This is a genomic window from Streptomyces sp. CB02980, assembly GCF_014451325.2.
Classification (GTDB): Bacteria; Actinomycetota; Actinomycetes; order Streptomycetales; family Streptomycetaceae; genus Streptomyces.
Window position 1 is genome coordinate 288,616 of record NZ_JACSCH020000010.1, and the last position, 18,872, is coordinate 307,487.

At 72.9% G+C, this 18,872-nt stretch carries 16 protein-coding genes; 8 read left to right on the plus strand and 8 right to left on the minus strand.

Annotated features, from left to right (window positions below):
* Positions 1-40 precede the first annotated feature (40 nt).
* Both E0F75_RS22435 and E0F75_RS22440 read right to left on the minus strand, forming a co-directional pair.
* Positions 41-2,569 carry a PQQ-dependent sugar dehydrogenase gene (locus tag E0F75_RS22435; RefSeq protein WP_229312789.1) on the minus strand — a complete coding sequence of 843 codons (2,529 nt, stop codon included), beginning with the start codon at positions 2,567-2,569 and terminating at the stop codon, positions 41-43.
* Between the two features lie 204 nt (positions 2,570-2,773).
* Positions 2,774-3,574 (minus strand): sulfite exporter TauE/SafE family protein, encoded by an 801-nt coding sequence (locus tag E0F75_RS22440; protein WP_187624334.1) that lies wholly within the window; start codon positions 3,572-3,574, stop codon positions 2,774-2,776.
* 121 nt (positions 3,575-3,695) lie between these two features.
* Between E0F75_RS22440 and E0F75_RS22445 the strand changes: the two genes are divergently transcribed.
* Together E0F75_RS22445 and E0F75_RS22450 are read left to right on the plus strand one after the other, a co-directional pair.
* Positions 3,696-4,061, plus strand: coding sequence for an iron chaperone (locus E0F75_RS22445; protein ID WP_187624335.1), 366 nt, complete (start codon positions 3,696-3,698; stop codon positions 4,059-4,061).
* A 180-nt stretch (positions 4,062-4,241) separates the two neighbouring features.
* Positions 4,242-5,534: a preprotein translocase subunit SecY gene (locus tag E0F75_RS22450; RefSeq protein ID WP_187624336.1), complete on the plus strand. Its 1,293-nt coding sequence runs from the start codon at positions 4,242-4,244 to the stop codon at positions 5,532-5,534.
* Positions 5,535-5,537: 3 nt separating this feature from the next.
* On the opposite strand, the gene E0F75_RS22455 is transcribed toward E0F75_RS22450, so the two are convergent.
* Positions 5,538-5,909 (minus strand): helix-turn-helix transcriptional regulator, encoded by a 372-nt coding sequence (locus E0F75_RS22455; protein WP_187624337.1) that lies wholly within the window; start codon positions 5,907-5,909, stop codon positions 5,538-5,540.
* A 96-nt stretch (positions 5,910-6,005) separates the two neighbouring features.
* Between E0F75_RS22455 and E0F75_RS22460 the strand changes: the two genes are divergently transcribed.
* Positions 6,006-8,048, plus strand: coding sequence for a heavy metal translocating P-type ATPase (locus tag E0F75_RS22460; RefSeq protein WP_187624338.1), 2,043 nt, complete (start codon positions 6,006-6,008; stop codon positions 8,046-8,048).
* A 7-nt stretch (positions 8,049-8,055) separates the two neighbouring features.
* Here E0F75_RS22460 and E0F75_RS22465 read toward each other — a convergent pair whose 3' ends face one another.
* Both E0F75_RS22465 and E0F75_RS22470 read right to left on the minus strand, forming a co-directional pair.
* Positions 8,056-9,024, minus strand: a complete 969-nt coding sequence (locus E0F75_RS22465; RefSeq protein WP_187624339.1) for a LysR substrate-binding domain-containing protein — start codon at positions 9,022-9,024, stop codon at positions 8,056-8,058.
* A 91-nt stretch (positions 9,025-9,115) separates the two neighbouring features.
* The gene (locus tag E0F75_RS22470; protein WP_187624340.1) at positions 9,116-9,811 is read right to left on the minus strand and encodes a type 1 glutamine amidotransferase domain-containing protein; all 696 of its coding nucleotides are present in this window, start codon (positions 9,809-9,811) and stop codon (positions 9,116-9,118) included.
* A gap of 489 nt (positions 9,812-10,300) precedes the next feature.
* Between E0F75_RS22470 and E0F75_RS22480 the strand changes: the two genes are divergently transcribed.
* Together E0F75_RS22480 and lysA are read left to right on the plus strand one after the other, a co-directional pair.
* On the plus strand, positions 10,301-10,651 hold the full coding sequence (locus E0F75_RS22480) for an SAV_915 family protein (protein WP_187624341.1): 351 nt from the start codon (positions 10,301-10,303) through the stop codon (positions 10,649-10,651).
* Between the two features lie 14 nt (positions 10,652-10,665).
* Positions 10,666-12,015 carry a diaminopimelate decarboxylase gene (gene lysA / locus E0F75_RS22485; RefSeq protein ID WP_187624342.1) on the plus strand — a complete coding sequence of 450 codons (1,350 nt, stop codon included), beginning with the start codon at positions 10,666-10,668 and terminating at the stop codon, positions 12,013-12,015.
* Between the two features lie 177 nt (positions 12,016-12,192).
* Here the strand turns inward: lysA and E0F75_RS22490 are convergent, their stop codons facing one another.
* Positions 12,193-12,744 carry a hypothetical protein gene (locus E0F75_RS22490; RefSeq protein WP_187624343.1) on the minus strand — a complete coding sequence of 184 codons (552 nt, stop codon included), beginning with the start codon at positions 12,742-12,744 and terminating at the stop codon, positions 12,193-12,195.
* A 177-nt stretch (positions 12,745-12,921) separates the two neighbouring features.
* Between E0F75_RS22490 and E0F75_RS22495 the strand changes: the two genes are divergently transcribed.
* Positions 12,922-13,749 carry a maleylpyruvate isomerase family mycothiol-dependent enzyme gene (locus E0F75_RS22495; protein WP_229312790.1) on the plus strand — a complete coding sequence of 276 codons (828 nt, stop codon included), beginning with the start codon at positions 12,922-12,924 and terminating at the stop codon, positions 13,747-13,749.
* Between the two features lie 153 nt (positions 13,750-13,902).
* Entirely contained in the window at positions 13,903-14,202 is a 300-nt protein-coding gene (locus tag E0F75_RS22500; protein ID WP_187624345.1) for a DUF1876 domain-containing protein, read from the plus strand.
* Between the two features lie 338 nt (positions 14,203-14,540).
* Here E0F75_RS22500 and E0F75_RS22505 read toward each other — a convergent pair whose 3' ends face one another.
* Positions 14,541-15,182 (minus strand): CBS domain-containing protein, encoded by a 642-nt coding sequence (locus tag E0F75_RS22505; RefSeq protein WP_187624346.1) that lies wholly within the window; start codon positions 15,180-15,182, stop codon positions 14,541-14,543.
* 196 nt (positions 15,183-15,378) lie between these two features.
* Here E0F75_RS22505 and E0F75_RS22510 point away from each other — a divergent pair, with 196 nt between their 5' ends.
* Positions 15,379-16,665, plus strand: a complete 1,287-nt coding sequence (locus E0F75_RS22510) for a YncE family protein (protein WP_187624347.1) — start codon at positions 15,379-15,381, stop codon at positions 16,663-16,665.
* Between the two features lie 62 nt (positions 16,666-16,727).
* On the opposite strand, the gene E0F75_RS22515 is transcribed toward E0F75_RS22510, so the two are convergent.
* Positions 16,728-18,791 (minus strand): discoidin domain-containing protein, encoded by a 2,064-nt coding sequence (locus tag E0F75_RS22515; RefSeq protein WP_187624348.1) that lies wholly within the window; start codon positions 18,789-18,791, stop codon positions 16,728-16,730.
* Between the last annotated feature and the right edge of the window lie 81 nt (positions 18,792-18,872).

Genomic DNA, 18,872 nt, shown 5'->3' on the forward strand with positions numbered 1-18,872 from the left:
GGGCGCCGTCGGGGTGTCGTGACACCCGTGGCGGTGGCGGTCAGCCGACGTCGATGCGGAAGATCTTGTCGGAGCCGTCGGGATCGCCGCCGTTGTTGTCGGCGTTGGTCGTCGTCAGCCAGAGCCGGTCGGCGCCCGGGACCTTCGTGACCGTACGCAGACGGCCGTAGCTGCCGACGTAGTACGAGGTCGGTGTGCCGACCGTCTCGGTGTCGCCGTTGATCGGGATCCGCCACATCCGCTCGCCCCGCAGGCTCGCCATGTAGACGACGTTGCGCACGATCGCGATGCCGCTCGGCGATGCCTGCGCGACCGGCCAGGACGCCTTGGGGTCGGTCATGCCGGCCGCACCGCAGGTGCCCTCACAGGTGGGCCAGCCGTAGTTGGCCCCGGGCTTGACGAGGTTGAGCTCGTCCCGCGTGGCGTCGCCGAACTCCGCCTCCCACAGACGGCCGCCGCGGTCGAACGCCAGGCCCTGGGGATTGCGGTGGCCCAGGCTGTACACGTAGTTGCCGAACGGGTTGCCCGGGGCGGGAGCGCCCGCCGTGGTCAGCCGCAGGATCTTGCCGTTGAGCGAGTTCTTGTCCTGGGCCAGCGCGGGCGTCTGACCGTCACCCGTGGAGGCGTACAGGAACCCGTCCGGGCCGATGGCCAGCCGGCCGCCGTTGTGGAAGCGGTTCTTCTTGATGCCCTGGAGCAGCACGGTGTAGCCGCCGAGCGAGGTGCCGTTGTACGTCATCCGCACGATCCGGTTGCCCTCGGAAGCGGTGTGCATGAGGTAGACGTGGCGGTTGGTCGACCAGTCGGGGTCGACGGCCACGCCGAGCAGACCGCCCTCGCCGTCCGTGGTCACCACGTTGGGGACCGTGCCCACCTGTGTCTTCGTACCGGTCGGGGTCAGCCTGTAGACCTTGAAGCTGTCCCGTTCCGTCACCAGGGCGGACGTGCCGTCCGGCATCCAGTGGACGCCCCAGGGAATGGTCCAGCCGCTGGACAGCGTCGCCGGGGAGCCGGGCACGCCACCGTCGTCGGCACACGCTCCGGTCGTGAAGGAGACCGGATCGGACGCTGCCGAGTAGCCGCCCGCCGTGTCCTTGGCGACCACCGTCAGGCTGAACGGCGCGTCGCACGCGAGCCCCGTCACGGCCTTCGTGGTGACCGGCGGGGTGCCGGTCACGGTGGCGACGACCGCCGCACCGCTGCGGATCTCGTACGCCACGACACCCTGGTCGTCCGTGGCAGCGCCCCACGTCAGGGTGGCCCCGGTGGAGGTGACGGCGGAGACGGTGGGGGTGCCCGGCCGGCTCGGCAGCGGATCGGTGCCGGGTGTGGTGGCGCAGTCGACGGCCGGGCTCGCCGGGGAGGCGTTGCCGGACGCGTCACGCGCGATCACGGTCAGGTTGTACGTGGTGCCCGGGGCGAGTCCGGTGAGGGCCTTGGCGGTGGTGTCGCCCGGCGCCTCGGCGAGCTTGTTGCCGCGCTCGTAGATGTCGTACGCGCTGACGGCCACGTCGTCGGTGGCGGCGCCCCACGTGAGGGTCAGCCCGTTCGGGCCGGCGGCGGAGCAGCTCGGTGTGCCGGGTCGGGTCGGGGGCGTGGTGTCGGCCGCGGTGCCGACCCGCAGCCGGTCGAGGTTCGGGCCGCCGTCGGCACTGGTCGCGGTGGCCCGGACCTTGTTCGTACCGGCCTGGAGCACGGCGTTCACGGTCTTCGCCGTCCAGGTGTCCCAGCTGCCCGTGGACGGGAACGTGACGCCGGACGCGACCACCGTGCCGTTGACGGAGATGTCCAGGGGGCGGGTGGCCGTCGTTCCGTTGGCGTACTGGAGGGCGAGCGAGGCACTGCCCGCCGTCGCGGCGCTCACCGTGAACTCCACGTACGAACCGGCGATGTTGGTGTAGTCGACGAATCCGCTGCCGGTGTAGCCCGTGTGGTTGGTCGCCACGGCGCCCTGCCCGATGGCGGCGTCCTCGGCCTGGTAGTCGGAGACCGGAGCGGTGAGTTCGACGTCCAGGTGATCCAGATTGGGCAGGCCTGCCGCGGTGGTGGAGGTCAGCCGGATCTTGTTGTTCCCGGCCGTGACGGGGGCGGTCACGGTGGCTGTCGTCCAGCCGCTCCATGAACCGGTGGACGGGAACGAACGGGCGGCCGCGACCACCGCGCCGTTGACGGAGATGGTCGCCGGGCGGTCCGTGGTGGTCCCGTTGGCGTACCGGATCGCGAGCACCGCCGTACCGGCGCTCGCGGCGTTCACGGTGAACTCCACATGACTGCCCGCCACGTTGTCGCCGTTGACGAACCCGGTGCCGGAGAAGCCGGCGTGGTTGGCCTCCACCACGCCCTGGGACACGGCGGCGGACTCGGCTTCGTAGCGGACGGGCGCCGCCGCGCGGTCGGGGACGTCGGCGCGGTCGGGGACGCGTGCGCGGTCGGTGGCCGCTGTGCGCTCGGTGGCGGCGGTGGCCGGGGGAGGGACCAGCAGGGCGGCCGACCCGAGGGCGGCGACCACCATCGTGCTGATCAGTCCGGGGCGTAGGCGTCGGAGGGTCGGGTGTGTGGATCTCTGCACGTCAACTCACTTCCCGGGAGGGGTGCGGTGGGGTGATCAGCCCCGCCCGGGCTGCGGAATCGCGGCACCGGCCGCGGTGTCGAGCACCCGCAGCAGCGTGGCAGTGCGGCCAACGGACGTTCTCAGCTTCAGGGCTTGGCAGGGCACGGTCAATACGTTGTTAGGAAAGTTTCCCAATAGTCAGGCCCCGGGTGCCGGGCCGCATCAGAGGGCTCCGATGGTCCGGGCGGCGTAGAAGGCGCCGATCGCGGCGGCGAGTACGCCGAGCAGCAGACGCAGGGCCTTCTCGGGCAGGCGAGGCTGGAGGCGGGCGCCGAGATAGCCGCCGACCAGTCCGCCGAGGCCGCACGCCAGGCCGAGCCACCAGTCGGGGGCGACGTCACCGGAGCTGGCCAGGGACAGCACCACGTACGCGGCGGCGCCGACGAGGGAGGTGGCGAACGTGGCGGCGAGCGCGGCCGGTGCCACCCGGCTCATGGGCAGGCCGCGGGCGGCCAGGATCGGCCCGAGCAGCGAGCCGCCGCCGATGCCGTAGATCCCGCCGAACACCCCCACCCCCACGGCCAGCGTGGTGAGCACGGCCGGGCGCGGCTCCGCCGGTGAGACGGCGGGGGTCGGGGTGCGGCGTGCGGGGGCGAGCGTGCGGGCGCACAGCCAGAGTCCGAGAGGCAGCAGGAGGACCGCGACCAGCAACTGGAAGACCTCCGGGCCCGGGAGGGCGTAGACGCGGATCGCGGCGCCGAGGACGACTCCCGGCAGCGTGCCGGCGATCAGCCGCCGGGTCAGCGGGCCGCGCAGTGTGCCGTCGCGGCGGTAGCGCCACAGGGCGCCGGGTCCGGCCACCACGTTGTACAGGAGGTTCGTCGGAGTGATCGCCGGGTTCGGTACGCCGAAGACGCTCAGATGGACCGGCAGCAGGAACACCGCCCCGGACACGCCGGCCGGCGCGGTCACCACCGCGATCAGCAGCCCGGCGACCAGGCCCGCCCACACCGTCCAGTCCACCGGGCTCCCCGTTCCTCCGACGCCGCCCGGACAGTACCGGACCGTGTCCGCGGGCCGGCCGGCCAGGGGCTCGGCGGCAACGTGATGTTCATGTGTCGCTGTGCGTCGGTAGGCTCGTCGTATGGTCCAGAGCAACGCTGAAGACGTCGACGGATACCTGGCCGAGGTGCCCGCGCCCCGGCAGGAGACGCTGCGGCGGCTGCGCGAGCTGTGCCGGGAGGAACTGGTCGGCTTCACGGAGTCGATGGCGTACGGCATGCCGGTCTACGAGCGGGACGGCAGCGCCGAGATCGCCTTCGCCAGCCAGAAGCAGTACATCTCCTTCTACCTCATGCGCGGCGACGTCCGCGACGCCTTCACGGAGCGGCTCGCGGGGCAGGACATGGGCAAGGGGTGTCTGCGGTTCAGGAAGCCCGAGCGGATCGACTTCGATCTGGTGCGCGACCTCCTGAAGGCCACCGCGGTCCGGCCCGGCGCGATCTGCTGACCGCCCTGCCCCGGCGGTGTCGTGGCCCTCGCGGCCGGGCGGTGAACACACGCCGACATGTGCATGCTTCTTCCGTCACGTCCCTGTACGGGAGTTGACTACGTGTCCAACAGCGGCGAGCGTTCGGAGGGGCGGGTTCGGGCCGCCCGGTGGCAGTAGGGACGGACGGGGGAGTCGGTCATGCTCGCACGAATACTGCGCGTACCCGCGGTGCGGAAGAGACTGCTGTGGACCCTGCTCGCCGTGGTGCTGTTCCGGCTGGGGCAGAACCTGCCCCTCCCGGGCGTACACGGCGAAGCGTTGGCGAGGGCGGCGGCGGCCGAGACCGCGGCGGCCGAGGACGGCGAGGGAGGGCAACGGCTCTACGGCCTCGTCGAGTTGCTCACCGGAGGCGGCCTCGGGCAGCTGTCGGTGTTCACGTTCGGGATCGTGCCCGTCATCGCCGCCCGGCTCGTCATGGAGGTCGCGGGGCCGTTGGTTCCGCGCGTCCGGCTTCTGGCGGCGGCCGGCAGCGAGGGTGCCGCGGTGATCGCGCGCTGGACCAGGCGGCTCGCCGTCCTTCTGGCCGCCGGCCTCGGTGTATGGGTGGCGGCCGCCGTGGCCGGCGAAGGGTGCGTCCCGCTCACCGGCATCTGCGCTTCCGGGGGCCCGGGCCTGCTCCACGACCGCGCCGACGGCCCGATCGTGGCCGTCGCCCTGGTGGCGACGACGGCCGCGGGCACGGCGGTCGTCCTTCGGTTGGGCGGGCTGATCACGGCGCGCGGGGTCGGCGAGGGGCTCTCCGTGCTCTTCCTCGCCCAACTCGCCGCCGTCGTCCCGGGTCAGGTCGCGAGCGCCGCCCGGGAGACCGGGGGCACGCGCGGCACCCTGGTGCTCCTCGCCGTCGTCCTCGCCCTCCTGGTCATGACGGTGGTGGTCGTCGTCGTGCAGCAGAGCGAGCGGCGCATCCCCGTGCAGCAGGCCAAGCGGATGGTCGGCCGCAGCGCCCTCGGCCCCACCCCGACCTACGTCCCCGTCAGGGGCGGCCAGGACGGCTTCGTCGTGATGATCCCGGCCTCGCTGCTGCTCCTCGCGCCCGCCCCGGTCGGGCCGTGGCTCCTGCCCGCGTACGTCCTGGTCGTCTTCGCGTACGGGTGGCTCCGGGCCCGAGTCGAGCCCGCCGCCCCCGACCTCGCCGACCGGCTGAAGCGCTCGGGCCTGTTCGTACCCGGTGTCCGTACGGGGCCGCAGACCGCGCAGTACATCGCTTACGTCCAGTCGCGGATCGGGCTGACCGCCGCGCTCGCCATGACGGGCGTCGCCCTGGTCCCCGTGCTCGCCCTCACCCTCTCCGCCGGGCCCGCCGGGCGGTTCGCCCTCAGTGCGACGACGCTGCTGATCGTCGTGAGCGCCGCCGTGAGGACCGCGCTGCCGGCCGTACGGCAGATGGAGTCCCTTGCCGTGCGACAGGCGTACGGCCCGTTCCTGCGCTGATCGTCAGCGCGTCGACGCGGCCGCGTCGGTCATGCCGAGTCGGAGGTGTTCCACGTGGTAGAGCGCCTGGTCGAGGAGGCCCGCGACGTGGTCGTCGTGGAGCGCGTAGACGACGGAGCGGCCCTCGCGGGTGCCGGTGACGAGGCCGAGGTTGCGCAGCAGGCGCAACTGATGGGAGCACGCGGACTGTTCCATGCCCACGGCCGCCGCCAGTTCGGTCGCCGCGCACGGTCCTTCGCGCAGGCGGGCCAGGATCAGCAGCCGCGACGGGGTGGACAGCGCCTGGAGCGTGGTGGCGACCTGCTGGGCGTTCTCGGGGGTCAGACGGGTGCGCGGTGCCGCGCTGCTGTCCGGTGCGTTCACTCCGTGGCCCATGGGTGCCATCCTACGGAAGCAGATATATGAATGGATGTTCAAGTGTTCCTGTACGGTGAGGGCGTACGACACCTCCCGTGAAGGACTCCCCCTGTCATGGCCTCCACCCTGACCAAGCCCGCACGGCCCTCCGCCGAACCCCCGGCCGTACGCCGCCGCACCCGCGTCCTGGCACTGCCGGAGGCCCGCTGGGCCCTGGCCGCCCTGGTGCTGTTCCTCATCGGGCTTCCCCTCGACCTGCTCGGCGCTCCCGCGTGGACGTGGGGGCCGCTCTTCGCCGCCACCTACCTCACCGGCGGCTGGGAACCGGCATGGGAGGGCCTGAAGGCCCTCAAGGACAAGACCCTGGACGTCGACCTGCTCATGGTGGTCGCCGCCCTCGGCGCCGCCGCCATCGGACAGGTCCTCGACGGAGCGCTCCTGATCGTCATCTTCGCGACCTCCGGAGCCCTGGAGGCGGTGGCCACCGCCCGTACCGCCGACTCGGTGCGCGGGCTGCTCGACCTCGCCCCCGCCACCGCGACCCGTCTCCTCGACGACGGCGCCGAGGAGACGGTCGCGACCGCCGACCTCATGGTCGGGGACGTCGTCGTGATCCGCCCGGGGGAGCGGATCGGGGCCGACGGCCGGGTCCTGGAGGGGGTGAGCGAGGTCGACCAGGCCACCATCACGGGAGAACCGCTGCCGGTGGTCAAGGAGACCGGCGACGAGGTCTTCGCCGGCACCCTCAACGGCACCGGCGCGCTCCGCGTCGAGGTCGAGCGGGATCCCTCGGATTCGGTGATCGCCCGGATCGTACGGATGGTCGAGGAGGCCTCCGAGACCAAGGCCCCCACGCAGCTCTTCATCGAGAAGGTCGAACAGCGGTACTCGCTCGGCATGGTGGCGGCCACCCTCGCGGTGTTCTTCGTACCGCTCGCGTTCGGCGCCGGGCAGACCGACGCCCTGCTGCGGGCGATGACCTTCATGATCGTCGCCTCGCCGTGCGCCGTGGTGCTCGCCACCATGCCCCCGCTGCTCTCCGCCCTCGCCAACGCCGGCCGGCACGGCGTCCTCGTGAAGTCCGCCGTCGTCATGGAGCGGCTCGGGCAGGTCGACGCCGTGGCCCTCGACAAGACGGGCACGCTGACCGAGGGCACCCCACGTGTCACGGACGTCCGCCCCGTTCCCGGCGGGCGAGACACCGACGAGGGCCGGCTCCTCGCACTCGCGGCGGCCGCCGAGCACCCCAGCGAACACCCGCTGGCCCGCGCGATCGTCCTTGCCGCCCACGCCCGCGGCCATCGGCTCCTGCCCGCCGAGGACTTCAGCTCCACCCCCGGCATCGGCGTCACCGCCACCGTCGCCGGCGACACGGTCAAGGTCGGCGCCCCCGCCCGGCTCCTGTGCGGGGCCGAGGACGCGCGCACGGCCCGCGCCGCCGCCGTGGCCGCGAGCCTTGCGGCCGAACTGGAGGCGGACGGACACACCGCCGTCCTGATCAAGGTCAACGGCATGCCCGTCGGCGTCCTCGGCATCGCGGACCGGCTGCGCCCGGACGCCGCCGCCACCGTCGCCGCCCTGACCGGGCTGACCGGCACCGCGCCGACGCTGCTCACCGGAGACAATCCGCGCGCCGCCGCCCGCCTGGCCGCCGACGTCGGCATCACCGACGTACGCGCCGGACTCCTGCCCCAGGACAAGGTCGCCGCCGTCCAGGAGCGGGAAAGAGCCGGAAGCAGGGTTCTGGTGATCGGGGACGGCGTCAACGACGCGCCCGCACTGGCCGCCGCCCACACCGGCATCGCCATGGGCCGCGCGGGCTCCGACCTCGCCCTGGAGACGGCGGACGCGGTGATCGTCCGCGACGAACTCGCCACCGTCCCCACGGTCGTCGCGCTCTCCCGCCGCGCCCGCGGCCTGGTCGTGCAGAACCTCGTCATCGCGGGGGCGTGCATCACCGGCCTGGTGCTCTGGGACCTGGTGGGCACCCTGCCGCTGCCCCTCGGCGTCCTCGGCCACGAGGGCTCCACGGTCCTGGTCGGCCTCAACGGCCTGCGCCTTCTCCGGGAGGCCGCCTGGCAGCGCGCGGCCGCGACGGCGGCGTCGACAGCCGGGACCGCATCCACCGGGACCGCATCCACCGGGAGCGGGTCCTGACGCAGCGTCACCAGGTGCGTCCGGCCTCCATCAGGAGGTCCCGGACGCGGTTGACGTCGGGGTTGGTGGGGCGGCCGGGGCGCTGGGTGAGGTAGGCGGTGTTGATGGGCGGGTCGTCCGGGTGATGCAGGGGTACGAGGGCGCCCGAGGCCAGTTCGGATTCGCAGAGGTAGCGGGGCAGGACCGTGAATCCGGCCCCCGCGGTGACCGCCGCGAGGACGCCGCGCAGGTCGGGGACGGTGACGGCGGCGGGAAGGGAGAGTCGGCTGCCGAAGACATGGCGCCAGTAGCGACGGGCTATCGGCAGGTCCTCGGCGTAGGTGATCAGCGGGACGGTGTGCAGCGCCGCCGGGCCCTCCACCGCCGGCCGCTCCCCGACGAGGTCGGCCCAGGCGGGGGCGGCGACGAGCACGAACTCCTCGTCCATCAGCGGTACGGCGGTCAGCGCGCGCCCCCGTGGACGGAAGGTCGCGATCACCAAGTCGTGGCGTCCCGCCCGGAGTTCGTCGAGCAGAGGTTCGGTGAGGCCCGGCGTGATCCGGAGCCGTACCCCTTCGGCCGCCAGGGGCGCCAGGGCCGGCAGGACGCGGGTGCAGAGCAGTTCGGCGGGGCCCGCCAGGTGCACGGGAGCGCCCCGCTCGTGGGGTTCGGCGTCCTGGCCGGTCGCGCCGGCGAGTGCGTCGAGGGGAGCGGCGACACGGGCCGCGAGGTCGTGGGCGACCGCGGTCGGGGCGACGCCACGCGGAAGTCGCTCGAACAGCTCGCGGCCCGTCTGCCGCTCCAGGGAGCGGATCTGGGTCGTCACCGTGGGCTGCGAGAGGCCCAGGAGCCCGGCGGCCGCCGTGAACGAGCCGGAGCGGTAGACCGCCAGGAAGGTACGCAGCAGATTCAGGTCCGCCGGTCCGGTGCCGCCGCCGGGCGTCGCCGCACCGGGGTGGGGAACGCCGACCGGCCCATCAGGATCCGTATGCCTCACATCGGAAGCCTACTGGCATCCCTATGACGGAGGCGCCCCGCACCCTCAGGGGTGCGGGGCGGCCGGCCGCCGGGGCCGTCCGGGTGTCGTGTCAGCCCAGTTCCCTCAGGACCCGGTCCGCGAGCGGGGCGGCCGAGGCCGGGTTCTGGCCGGTGATGAGGTTCCGGTCGACGACGACCTTCGGCACCCACGGCTCGCCGACCTGGACGTCGACACCGGCCTCGACCAGGCGGGTCTCCAGGAGCCACTTCGCCTTGTCGGCGAAACCGGACTGGGTCTCCTCATCGTTGGTGAACGCGGCGACCTTGTAGCCGGCGAAGGCGTTGGTGCCGTCGTCCTTCGTGGCGGCGAGCAGCGCGGCCGGGCCGTGGCAGACGACGGCCAGCGGCTTGCCGGAGTTCAGGGCGTCGATCAGCAGCCGGCCCGAGGCCGCGTCGACCGCGAGGTCCTCCATGGGGCCGTGGCCGCCCGGGTAGAAGACGGCCGCGTAGTCGGCCAGGTCCACGTCCTCGAGGCGGATCGGGTGCCGGAGCTCGGTGAGCGAGTCGACGAGGGCGGCGACCTTGTCGGCACCCTCCTGCCCGCCGTTGAACTCCGGGGCGAGGCTGCTCTTGTCGACGGTCGGGACGACACCGCCGGGGGTGGCGACGACGACCTCGTACCCGGCGGCCGTGAACGCCTCGTACGGCGCGGCCGCCTCCTCGGCCCAGAAGCCGGTCGGGTGCTTCGTACCGTCGGCCAGGGTCCAGAAGTCGGTGCCGGTCAACACGAAAAGGATCTTGGGCATGAGGGTTCTCCCGGGAGGTACGGGCCGGGTTCCGGCCCGAAGACGGTGATCGCCCACCCGGCACCCCGGTGCGGGGACCGTCGGTGTGGCGATGTCCTCGAACGTAGCCCCGTCCCGGAGACCTTTCCAATGCGGAATCCAATGGCTGCCATGGGAACTCCGATGGCTCCACGGGAATACGTCCATCCCCCTGGCCTGCGGAAAGGCCGGACGTTCGCCGCCTCGGCCTCCGTCGGCACCATGCCACGGAAGGTGCGCCGATGGGCGAGCGGAGTGACCCCGATGGCGGCACGCGGGTGCCGGCGCAGTGAGGTGCCGGCGGCGGATCCGACCTTCCCCGCGATGCGTCAGCGGGGTGTATGCATTCGGCCCCCGCGCGTCAGGGGCGCGTCAGGGCGGACCCGGGAGCGGTGATCACCGGGCATAGCGTCGAAGACACCCCCGGCGCGACCGTGCCGGGGACCGTGTTTCGCTCCTCGGGAGGAACCCATGGCAGACGCCCTGTACGGAGACGACCCGGAGCCTGGGGAACCGTTCCCGGCCGGACGCCTCTGCGTGCCCGTCCGGCCGGGCACCTGCGGCTTCGTGACCCGTCTGTTCCGCACGCCGGTCGGAGGAAGGACCGCCGTCGCGTTCACCGACCCGGCGCGGCTGAGGGCCGTCCTGGGCGCCGGCCAGCCCTGGATCCTGCTGTCGGAACCCGCCCTGCGGGCACTGACGGAGCCGCTGGACGTCCGCGAGCTGAGGATCGACCCGGTCCTGACGGCTCCGCGGCCCGCCACCACCTCCGTGCCCCTGCCGGAGCCGCTGCCGCGGCCCCTGACCGCGCTCGCGAGCTGACGGGAGACCCGGAGATGACCACGCTCGACACCCGGCCCCGCCCCGATGCCGGAACCGCCCCCGGCGCCGACGCGCTCTCCGTCTGGCCCGCGTCCACCACCGAGCAGCCCCACGGCGGCCTCCTCGTCGGCGGTGTGCCCCTCACCGAGATCGCCGAGAGCCACGGCACGCCCGTGTACGTCCTGGACGAGAACGAGGTACGCGAACGCTGCCGCACCTACCGCAGCGCCTTCCCCGACGCCGAGATCCACTACGCGGCCAAGGCCTTCCTGTGCCGTGCCCTCGCCCGCTGGGTGGAGGAGGAGGGACTCGGCCTGGACGTGTGCTCCGCCGGTGAGCTGGAGCTCGCCGTCACGACCGGTTTCCCGGCCGACCGGATCCTGCTCCACGGCAACGCCAAGTCGCCGCAGGACCTGGGCACCGCACTGCGTCTGGGCGTGGGCCGGATCGTCATCGACACCCCCGCCGAGATCGCGCGCATCGCCGCCACGGTCGGTACCGGGGGCCATCAGAAGGTCATGGTCCGTGTGACGCCCGGGATCAGCGCGGGCGGCCACCGCAAGATCCGCACGGGCTCCGACGACCAGAAGTTCGGCCTCTCCCTCCGGGACGGCCACGCCCAGCACGCGATCGCCCGGATACTCGACCAGCCACAGCTCGAACTCACCGGAATCCATTGCCACCTGGGCTCCCAGATCACGGACGTCAAGCCGTACCTCGTGGCCGTACGGCGGCTCGTCGGCCTCATGGCCAGGGTGCGCGACACCCATGGGGTCACCCTGCCGGAGCTCGACCTCGGCGGCGGCCACGGCATCGCGTACCGCCCCGGCGAGCCCGCCCTCGACCTCACCGCGCTCGCCCGGAAGGTCCGCGCCGAACTGGCCGAGAGCTGCGTCGCCGCCGGCCTTCCCGTCCCGCGCCTCCTCGTCGAGCCGGGCCGTGCGGTCTCCGGACCGGCCGGAGTCGCCGTCTACCGGGTCCTCGCGGTCAAGCGCACACCCGGACGGACCTTCGTGGCGGTGGACGGCGGGATGAGCGACAACCCGCGCCCCGCGCTGTACGGGGTGCGCTACGCCCCGCGTCTGATCGGCCGCCACTCGCCGGCCGACAGCGAGAGCGTGACGGTCGTCGGCCGTCACTGCGAGGCCGGGGACATCCTGGCCGAGGACGTGCCGCTGCCCGCCGACACCCACCCGGGCGACCTGCTCGCGGTACCGGTGGCCGGCGCGTACCACCTCTCGATGGCCTCCTCGTACAACCTCGTGGGCCGCCCGCCGGTGGTCGCCGTGCTCGACGGCCACGCGCGACTCCTGGTGCGCAGGGAGACGCTGGAGGACCTGCGGGCCCGGGACGTCGGTCTGTAGGCCGCGGGGACGGGGGTGTCGTGGGCCGGCCGTCGGGGGACGGCCGGCCCACGGGCGTCGGCGACCTGGCGGCGCAGGCGGCGGCTGCGCCGGCCGGCGACCGGGGCGGTGCGGGGCGGGCCGGGTCGGGTCGGTGCGGGCCCGGGATCCCGGGCGACCGGGGCGGTGCGGGGCGGGTCAGCGCAGGCCCGAGATCCTGAACACCGAGTCGACGGTGTCCCGTTCGACCCGTCGGGCGAGCCGGTCGAGGTCCCGTGTGCCCGGCAGGGTCCCCCGCGCGTGGGAGGTCCGCGCGTCCGCCTCCAGGAGCAGCCACAGACGCGGGTCGCGGAGCAGGACGCGCAGCGCGATCTCCGCCCGCCCGCCGTCCGTGTCGCCGAGGACGAGGCGCTGCTCGATCCCGTCGGGCCGGCGCAGGAGGTCGAGCCGGTCGGTGCGTACGGTACGGCGGGTCCACAGGGTCCGTACGGTCACCAGGCCCGGCGCCACGGCGACGCGGGGCGGCAGCAGGATCACGAAGAGCAGAGCGGACAGGGCGATCCACAGGACCGCGCTCGGCAGCGTGAGACCGCCGTAGCCGGCGTCCACGGTCAGGGACAGCGCGAGGAGCAGTCCACCGCAACCGCCGGCGGCCCGGGCCTCACCGGCCCACGCGCTGTCGTACACGTACCCGTGCACGGCGTCGTCGCTTCCGTCGGCCGGCGCAGGAGGGACGAAGGGGTGCTCCATGGCCCGGAGGCTAGGACACCCGACGTACCGGACTCCCCTCCTTGACGAGGTACTGATACGACCATGGCCAACCTTGACGTACGGCTGACGTGACCGGTGCCGATGGTCCTACTCACTGGTACGGTCCCTGACCAACCGGTGCTCCACGTGGGGCCGCCGGGTCGGGAGGGGTGCGGAGTGACGGTGGGACGAGTGGGTGCGGTCGGGGTGCTGCCCGAGGGGCTCGCGGAGGCGATACGGGGGACGGCCGAGGACATCGCCACGGTGCTGCGCGCCGCGCCCGAGGGGGGCGGCGCCGGACTGCCCGTACCCCGGTCCACCTGGACCCTCGGGGAGGCCGCCGCCCACCTGGCGCAGGCCAACGCCCTCATGGCCGACCTGGCTGCCGGACATGAGCGCCCCTACGGCGACGGCACTCCCGGGAGCCTCGCCGACGCCAACGAACGCGCGCTCGCCGGATTCGACGAGCGGGCGCCCGGCCCCCTCGCCGAGATGATCACCGCCCAGGCCGAGGCCTTCCTCGCGTCCGTCGAGGAGCGCGATCCGGAGGAGCTCCTCGCCACCCCGCTGGGCGCCATGCGTCCGGCCGTCCTCGGCTCGTACCTGCTGACGCACATGCTCGGGCACGGCTACGACCTGGCACTCGCCGTCGGCCGCCCCCACATGCTGGACGCCCCCCGGGTCGACCTCACCCTTCCGTTCATGATCGAGGCGATGCCCCGGGTCGCCGACCCGGCCGCCGTCGACGGTCTGACGGCCCGCTTCGCGGTACGGCTCCGGAGCGGCCCGAGCTTCGGAGTCCTCGTCACGGACGGCGCCGTCGAGACCAGCCACGAGCCGCCCGCCCGCCCGGACTGCACGATCCTCACCGAGCCGGTCGCCTTCCTCCTCCTCGGCCTGGGCCGGATCGACCCCTGGCCCGTGATCGCCCGCGGCAAGGCCCTCGGCTGGGGCCGCAAGCCCTGGCTGGCCCCGCGCTTCCCGCGCCTCTTCCGCGCCCCGTAGACCGGGGTCTGCCACCGAGCGTGCGCGTGCGCTCCGGCTCCGTGACCGCCCCCGTCGCGCGGCGTGCCGCTCGGCGCGCGCCGATGGATCCTGGAGGTATCGGAAGGGGCCGCGCCTCGGTCGCGCGAGGCCGGCTGTGCGAGGAGGCAGATCATGACCCGCAGTCTGGAGTGGACGGTCGGCGTGGAGCTGGTCGAGGACGACGGCAGGACCAAGGCCGAGGCCCGGCTCCTGACCGGCAACTCGACCCTCACGGGTCACGGCTCCGCCCGCTGCAACCCGTCGGACGTCGACGTTCCGGCGATCGGTGACGAGCTCGCGGCGAGCCGGGCGATGAAGGACCTGGCCGGCAAGCTCATGCGCGAGGCCAACCGGGAGATGGAGGCGGTGGGCGCCGGGACCGTACCCCAGCGCACCGGACCCGGTTACGGCTGGCCGGAGGCGGTCTCCTGACCCGCCCGCGGGCGTCTGCGGGGCGACGAGGACCCGGCGGCACGTGAGCGACGCGCCGGGCCAAGGGGCGGGCGCGCCCTGACCAGCCCGTCGGCGTGCCCTGAGCCGGGCTCTCAGCCTCGTGCTGAGCCGGGGTCTCGACCTGCCCCTGAGCCGGGCTCTCAGCCTCGCGCTGAGCCGGGGTCTCGACCTGCCTGAGCCGGCTCTCAGCCTCGTCCTGAGCCGGGCTCTCGACCTGCCCCTGAGCCGAGCTCGTCAGCCTCGTCCTGAGCCGGGCTCTCGACATCCACCTGAGCCGGGCTCTCGACCTCGCCCTAGGCAGGGCTCTCGACCCGCCCCTACGCCGACCCGTCTTCCCCGCCCCCGGTGTCCCGCTCGTCCCTCTTGCTCCCCTCGTCCTCGTACGTCAGCCGGTCCTCGACCTCCACCACCCCGTCCACGGTCTCGCACAGCCGGACGAGGATCGGACCGATCCCCGCGCGGTCCAGCGTGCCGCTCAGCGTCACCCGGCCCTCGTCGACGTCGATGTGGACGGCGGAGGGGGAGAGGCGCAGGATGCGGACGACCACGTCCTCGCGGATCTCCTCCTGGATCGAGCGGTCCCGGCGCAGGAACAGCTGCAGCAGGTCGCTCCGGCTCAGCACCCCGATCAGCTTCCCCTCCGCGTCGACGACCGGCAGTCGCTTCACCCGGTGCCGTTCCATGAGGCGGGCGGCCTCGACGGCCGTCCAGGACGGCCTGGCCGTCACGACGGGGCTCGACATCATGGCCTCCGCGGTGCTCGGCCCGTCCTTCGCGGTGTGCCGCCGCAGGAGGTCGGCCTCGGAGACCACGCCCACGGGCCGGTTCTCGTCGTCGACCACCGGGACGGCGGTGATGCCGTACTCGTCGAGGAGCCGCGCGATCTCCTTGAACGACGTCCCCGGCTGTACCGCGACCGCGGTCGGCGTCATCAGGTCGGCGACACTGCGGTGCCTCATCGTCCGTTCCGTCCCTTCTGGGTTCCTGAGTCCATGATCTCCTACCGGGCGCCGGAGCGGGACAAGGGAGCCACAGGGCCTTGCAAGGGTTGTCATGTACATGGTTACTTCGGGTAAGCCCGCTCCGGGCCACACCCCAAGCCACACATCACGTCACACCTCAAGTCAGCTCTTCGATCCGGAAGAAGGACCCCGCATGCCCTCTCTCCGTACGTCGTCCACCCGCCCCCGCCGCCTCGCCGCCGCCCTCGCGGCAGCCGTCGCCCTCGTGGCCACGGCCGGCGGCAGCGGTTCGGCCGTCCCCGGACCGGCCACCACCGGGGCGCCGGCGGCCGCCGGACTCCGTGAGGCGATGTTCGTCGGCAACAACTGGGACGGAACGGCCGACGTCATCGCCGCCCGGGGCGACTTCCACCGCATCGGCCGCGTGAACGTCGTCCCCGACAAGGAGGAACGCCTCCGCGAGATCTACCTGAACCCCATCAAGCTCGCGTTCTTCCTCGGTGTCCGCAGCGGCCCGGGGGAGGGGCACGACCAGTTCGTCGACGACATGTACGCGACCCCCGACGGCTCCTCCATGGTCGTCTCCCGGCCGAGCTTCGCCGATGTCGTCTCCCTCGACCTGCGCACCGGCCGGATCAACTGGCGCTTCCCCGTGGCCGGTTACCGCGCCGACCACATGGCCGTCTCGCCCGACGGCACGCGGGTCGCGGTCTCCGCCTCCACCGCCGACACCGTGCACGTCCTCGACATCGGCACCGGCCGCGAGATCGGCTCCTTCAAGACGGGCGACAAGCCCCACGAGAACGTCTTCACCTCCGACGGACTCCTGTGGAACATGTCCATCGGCGAGGTGACCACCGCCCTCGACGCCCCCTGGCTCGACTGGACCAAGGGCGACCGCCGCATCACCGTCGTCGACGCCACCACCTTCAAGACCGTCCGCGTCATCGACATGCGCGAGCGGCTCGACGCCTTCGGCCGCAGCGATCTCTCCGACGCCGTCCGGCCCGTCGCCTTCACCCCGGACGAGAAGAAGCTCTACCTCCAGGTCTCGTTCTACAACGGTCTCCTGGAGTACGACGTCACCACCGACCGCATCACCCGGGCCAAGGTCCTCCCCGGCAACCCGAAGACCGACCCCGACCGCACCACCTGGGTCAACGACTCGCGCCACCACGGCCTTTCGATGAGCCCCGACGGCGGCAAGCTCTGCGTCGCGGGAACGATGGACGACTACGCCACCGTGGTGGACCGCGCCACGCTCCAGGAGGGCCCGCTCGTCGAGGCGTCCAAGCCGTACTGGGCGACCGTGAGCGGCGACGGACGGTCCTGCGTCATCTCCGAGAGCGGCGCCGACCGCGTCACCGCGATCGACTTCGCCACCGGGCGACGCGTGGCCTCCGTGGACGTCGGCGACCACCCGCAGCGCGTGCGGCTCGCCCACATCCCGGCCGACTGGGCGGGAGTCGACGGGAGGTGAGAACCGGCAGCGGGGGCCGGCCGGATCGAAGGACGATCCGGCCGGCCCCCGCCCGGGCACGCTCAGCCTCTGTGCACCGCGACCTCGTAGAGGGAATAGCCCCACTGGGTCGCCCGCCGCTCGCCGTGGATCCGTACGTAGCGGGCCGACGTCGACGGGAACTCCGCCGTGTCGTACCCGCCGTCACCGGCGTCCGTGGACCACACCGTCCGCCAGTCCGTGCCGTTCTCCGACACGTCGATCCGGTACTGGCGCGCGTACGCCCGCTCCCAGTCCAGGGTGACCCTGCCCACCCTGCGGACGGCCCCGAGGTCCACGCCCATCCACTGGTCGTCCGACCAGTCGCTGGCCCAGCGCGAGCCGGTGTCGCCGTCGAGGGCGCGGCCCGGCGCGTAGCTGACGAACGGGTTCCACTCCGAGGAGCTCGCCGAACCCGGCCGGCCCTTCGCGAGGTCGACCCCCGGCTCGTGGTTCTCGGTCGCCTTCCACGTGGTCAGGTACGACTCCGCGCCGGAGGCCAGCTCGTCGACGACGCCCTGGCCGCCGCTGAGCCGGATCTGCTCGACCCAGTCCGGCACCAGGCCGTTGTGCGCCGCGCCGTCGGTGTTGAGGTCCCAGGTGCGTTCGCCCGTCACCTGACGGTCGATCACCGAGCCGCCGTCGAAGCTGCGGAAGGGGTACTTCACCGCGTTCGGCGCCCCGCTGCCCACCGGGGCCGGCCAGCCGCCGACGCCGTTCATGTCGGTGCCGTAGCCGAGACCGACCTTGTACTTCGCGCGCAGCGCGGCCTTCTGGCCCGCCTCGCCGACGAAGCCCTCCGCGCCGTGCATGTACTGGGCGACGAAGCCGCCCAGCTTGTAGAGGCGCTCCGTCCAGTCCAGGTCCATCCAGCTGTGGCTGGACAGGACGCCCGGGTACTCCTCGGACTCCAGGATGTCGAGCGCCCGCCCGGCGGCCTTGACGCTCATGTGGTCCAGCTCCAGCATCATGCCGCGGTCGATCATGCCCCGCAGGGCGTGCTCACCGAGCCGGGTCAGGCCACGCGTGTTGCATTTCGCGTCGGAGGCGTACGAGGGGGTGCTCACGCCCGGCGGCAGCTTGGACGCCATCACCGGGGCGGCCGCGAGCCCGATCGGGTTGTCGTGCTGCGGGCCCGCGCACTTCTCCGTCGCCCAGAAGGTGCCCGTCGACAGGAACTGGCCGATGTTGACCGCCGTACCGATGGTGCCCGAGTCGAAGCGGACACCGCACAGCGCGTTGTCGAACTTGTGGCACAGGAACATGCTGCGGACCCCGAGTCCGTACAGCTCGTCGAGACCGCGGTCGATGTCCTCCTTGCTGCACTGCGCGACATCGAGGATCTGCTTGCAGCCGAACGGCTCCGAGGTCTCGACGCCCAGGACGACCGCGAGCTTGCCCTGCTCGACCACCGAGCGCGCCTGCGCCGCGGAGGTGACGATCCGGAACCAGCCCTTGCCGGGCCCGCCGTACATCCCGTCGACGTAGTCCTGGAGTTCGTACGTCTTACGGGCCTGGAGACGGATCGACGTCATCTCGTCGCAGCTCCGGTCACGGGGCAGGATCGAGCAGATGAGGCCGTTCGTCACCAGGTCGTTGACGAGCACGCGCTGCCCGCCGCGCCAGGCACGCTCCACCCACGCGTAGTAGTTCTGCTGGTGCGTCAGGGAGTTGTGGGCGGGCCAGTCCTTGAACGTGGGCCAGCCGACCGGGTCGTGATGGCCGTCGGCCCCGCCGGTGATGTTCTCGAACAGCGCGCCCGAGCCGTCGGGATAGTGCTCGGGACAGTCCTTGAGCGCCTCGGCGGCGCCCGCCGTGGAGAACGTCTGGCCGCAGATGAGCCGGCCGCCGAACCCCTCGTTGGACATCAGGTGGTTGTGCGCGTCGACGAAGCCGCGCACCTTCCCCTGCGCGTCCGTTCCCGTGAACGGCGCGCCCGTGACGTTGATCTGCGAGTCGGCCGCGGGCCGGGAGGTGGGCTCCCACCACGCACCGCCGGCGGCGGCAGCGGGGACGGGACCGGAGCCGAAGAGGACGGCGGCCAGGGCGAGGAACAGCGCGAGGAGGGCGGATCTGCCGCCGGTCGCGCGCGAAATGGGTCGAGTCATGGTCAGCGATGCCTCCGGACGGTGGGGGAGTACCGGGCGCCCCGAGGATCGCGGTGATGGCGGAGTGAGTCAATAGTCCGG

What these genes read in the sequence shown, in the direction of transcription:
- E0F75_RS22500 (WP_187624345.1), top strand. Translation starts at nt 13,903, where the DNA reads ATGACCCGCAGTCTGGAGTGGACGGTCGGCGTGGAGCTGGTCGAGGAC.
- lysA (WP_187624342.1), top strand. Translation starts at nt 10,666, where the DNA reads ATGACCACGCTCGACACCCGGCCCCGCCCCGATGCCGGAACCGCCCCC.
- E0F75_RS22505 (WP_187624346.1), bottom strand. Translation starts at nt 15,182, where the DNA reads ATGAGGCACCGCAGTGTCGCCGACCTGATGACGCCGACCGCGGTCGCG.
- E0F75_RS22490 (WP_187624343.1), bottom strand. Translation starts at nt 12,744, where the DNA reads ATGGAGCACCCCTTCGTCCCTCCTGCGCCGGCCGACGGAAGCGACGAC.
- E0F75_RS22480 (WP_187624341.1), top strand. Translation starts at nt 10,301, where the DNA reads ATGGCAGACGCCCTGTACGGAGACGACCCGGAGCCTGGGGAACCGTTC.
- E0F75_RS22515 (WP_187624348.1), bottom strand. Translation starts at nt 18,791, where the DNA reads ATGACTCGACCCATTTCGCGCGCGACCGGCGGCAGATCCGCCCTCCTC.
- E0F75_RS22455 (WP_187624337.1), bottom strand. Translation starts at nt 5,909, where the DNA reads ATGGGCCACGGAGTGAACGCACCGGACAGCAGCGCGGCACCGCGCACC.
- E0F75_RS22460 (WP_187624338.1), top strand. Translation starts at nt 6,006, where the DNA reads ATGGCCTCCACCCTGACCAAGCCCGCACGGCCCTCCGCCGAACCCCCG.
- E0F75_RS22445 (WP_187624335.1), top strand. Translation starts at nt 3,696, where the DNA reads ATGGTCCAGAGCAACGCTGAAGACGTCGACGGATACCTGGCCGAGGTG.
- E0F75_RS22470 (WP_187624340.1), bottom strand. Translation starts at nt 9,811, where the DNA reads ATGCCCAAGATCCTTTTCGTGTTGACCGGCACCGACTTCTGGACCCTG.
- E0F75_RS22510 (WP_187624347.1), top strand. Translation starts at nt 15,379, where the DNA reads ATGCCCTCTCTCCGTACGTCGTCCACCCGCCCCCGCCGCCTCGCCGCC.
- E0F75_RS22450 (WP_187624336.1), top strand. Translation starts at nt 4,242, where the DNA reads ATGCTCGCACGAATACTGCGCGTACCCGCGGTGCGGAAGAGACTGCTG.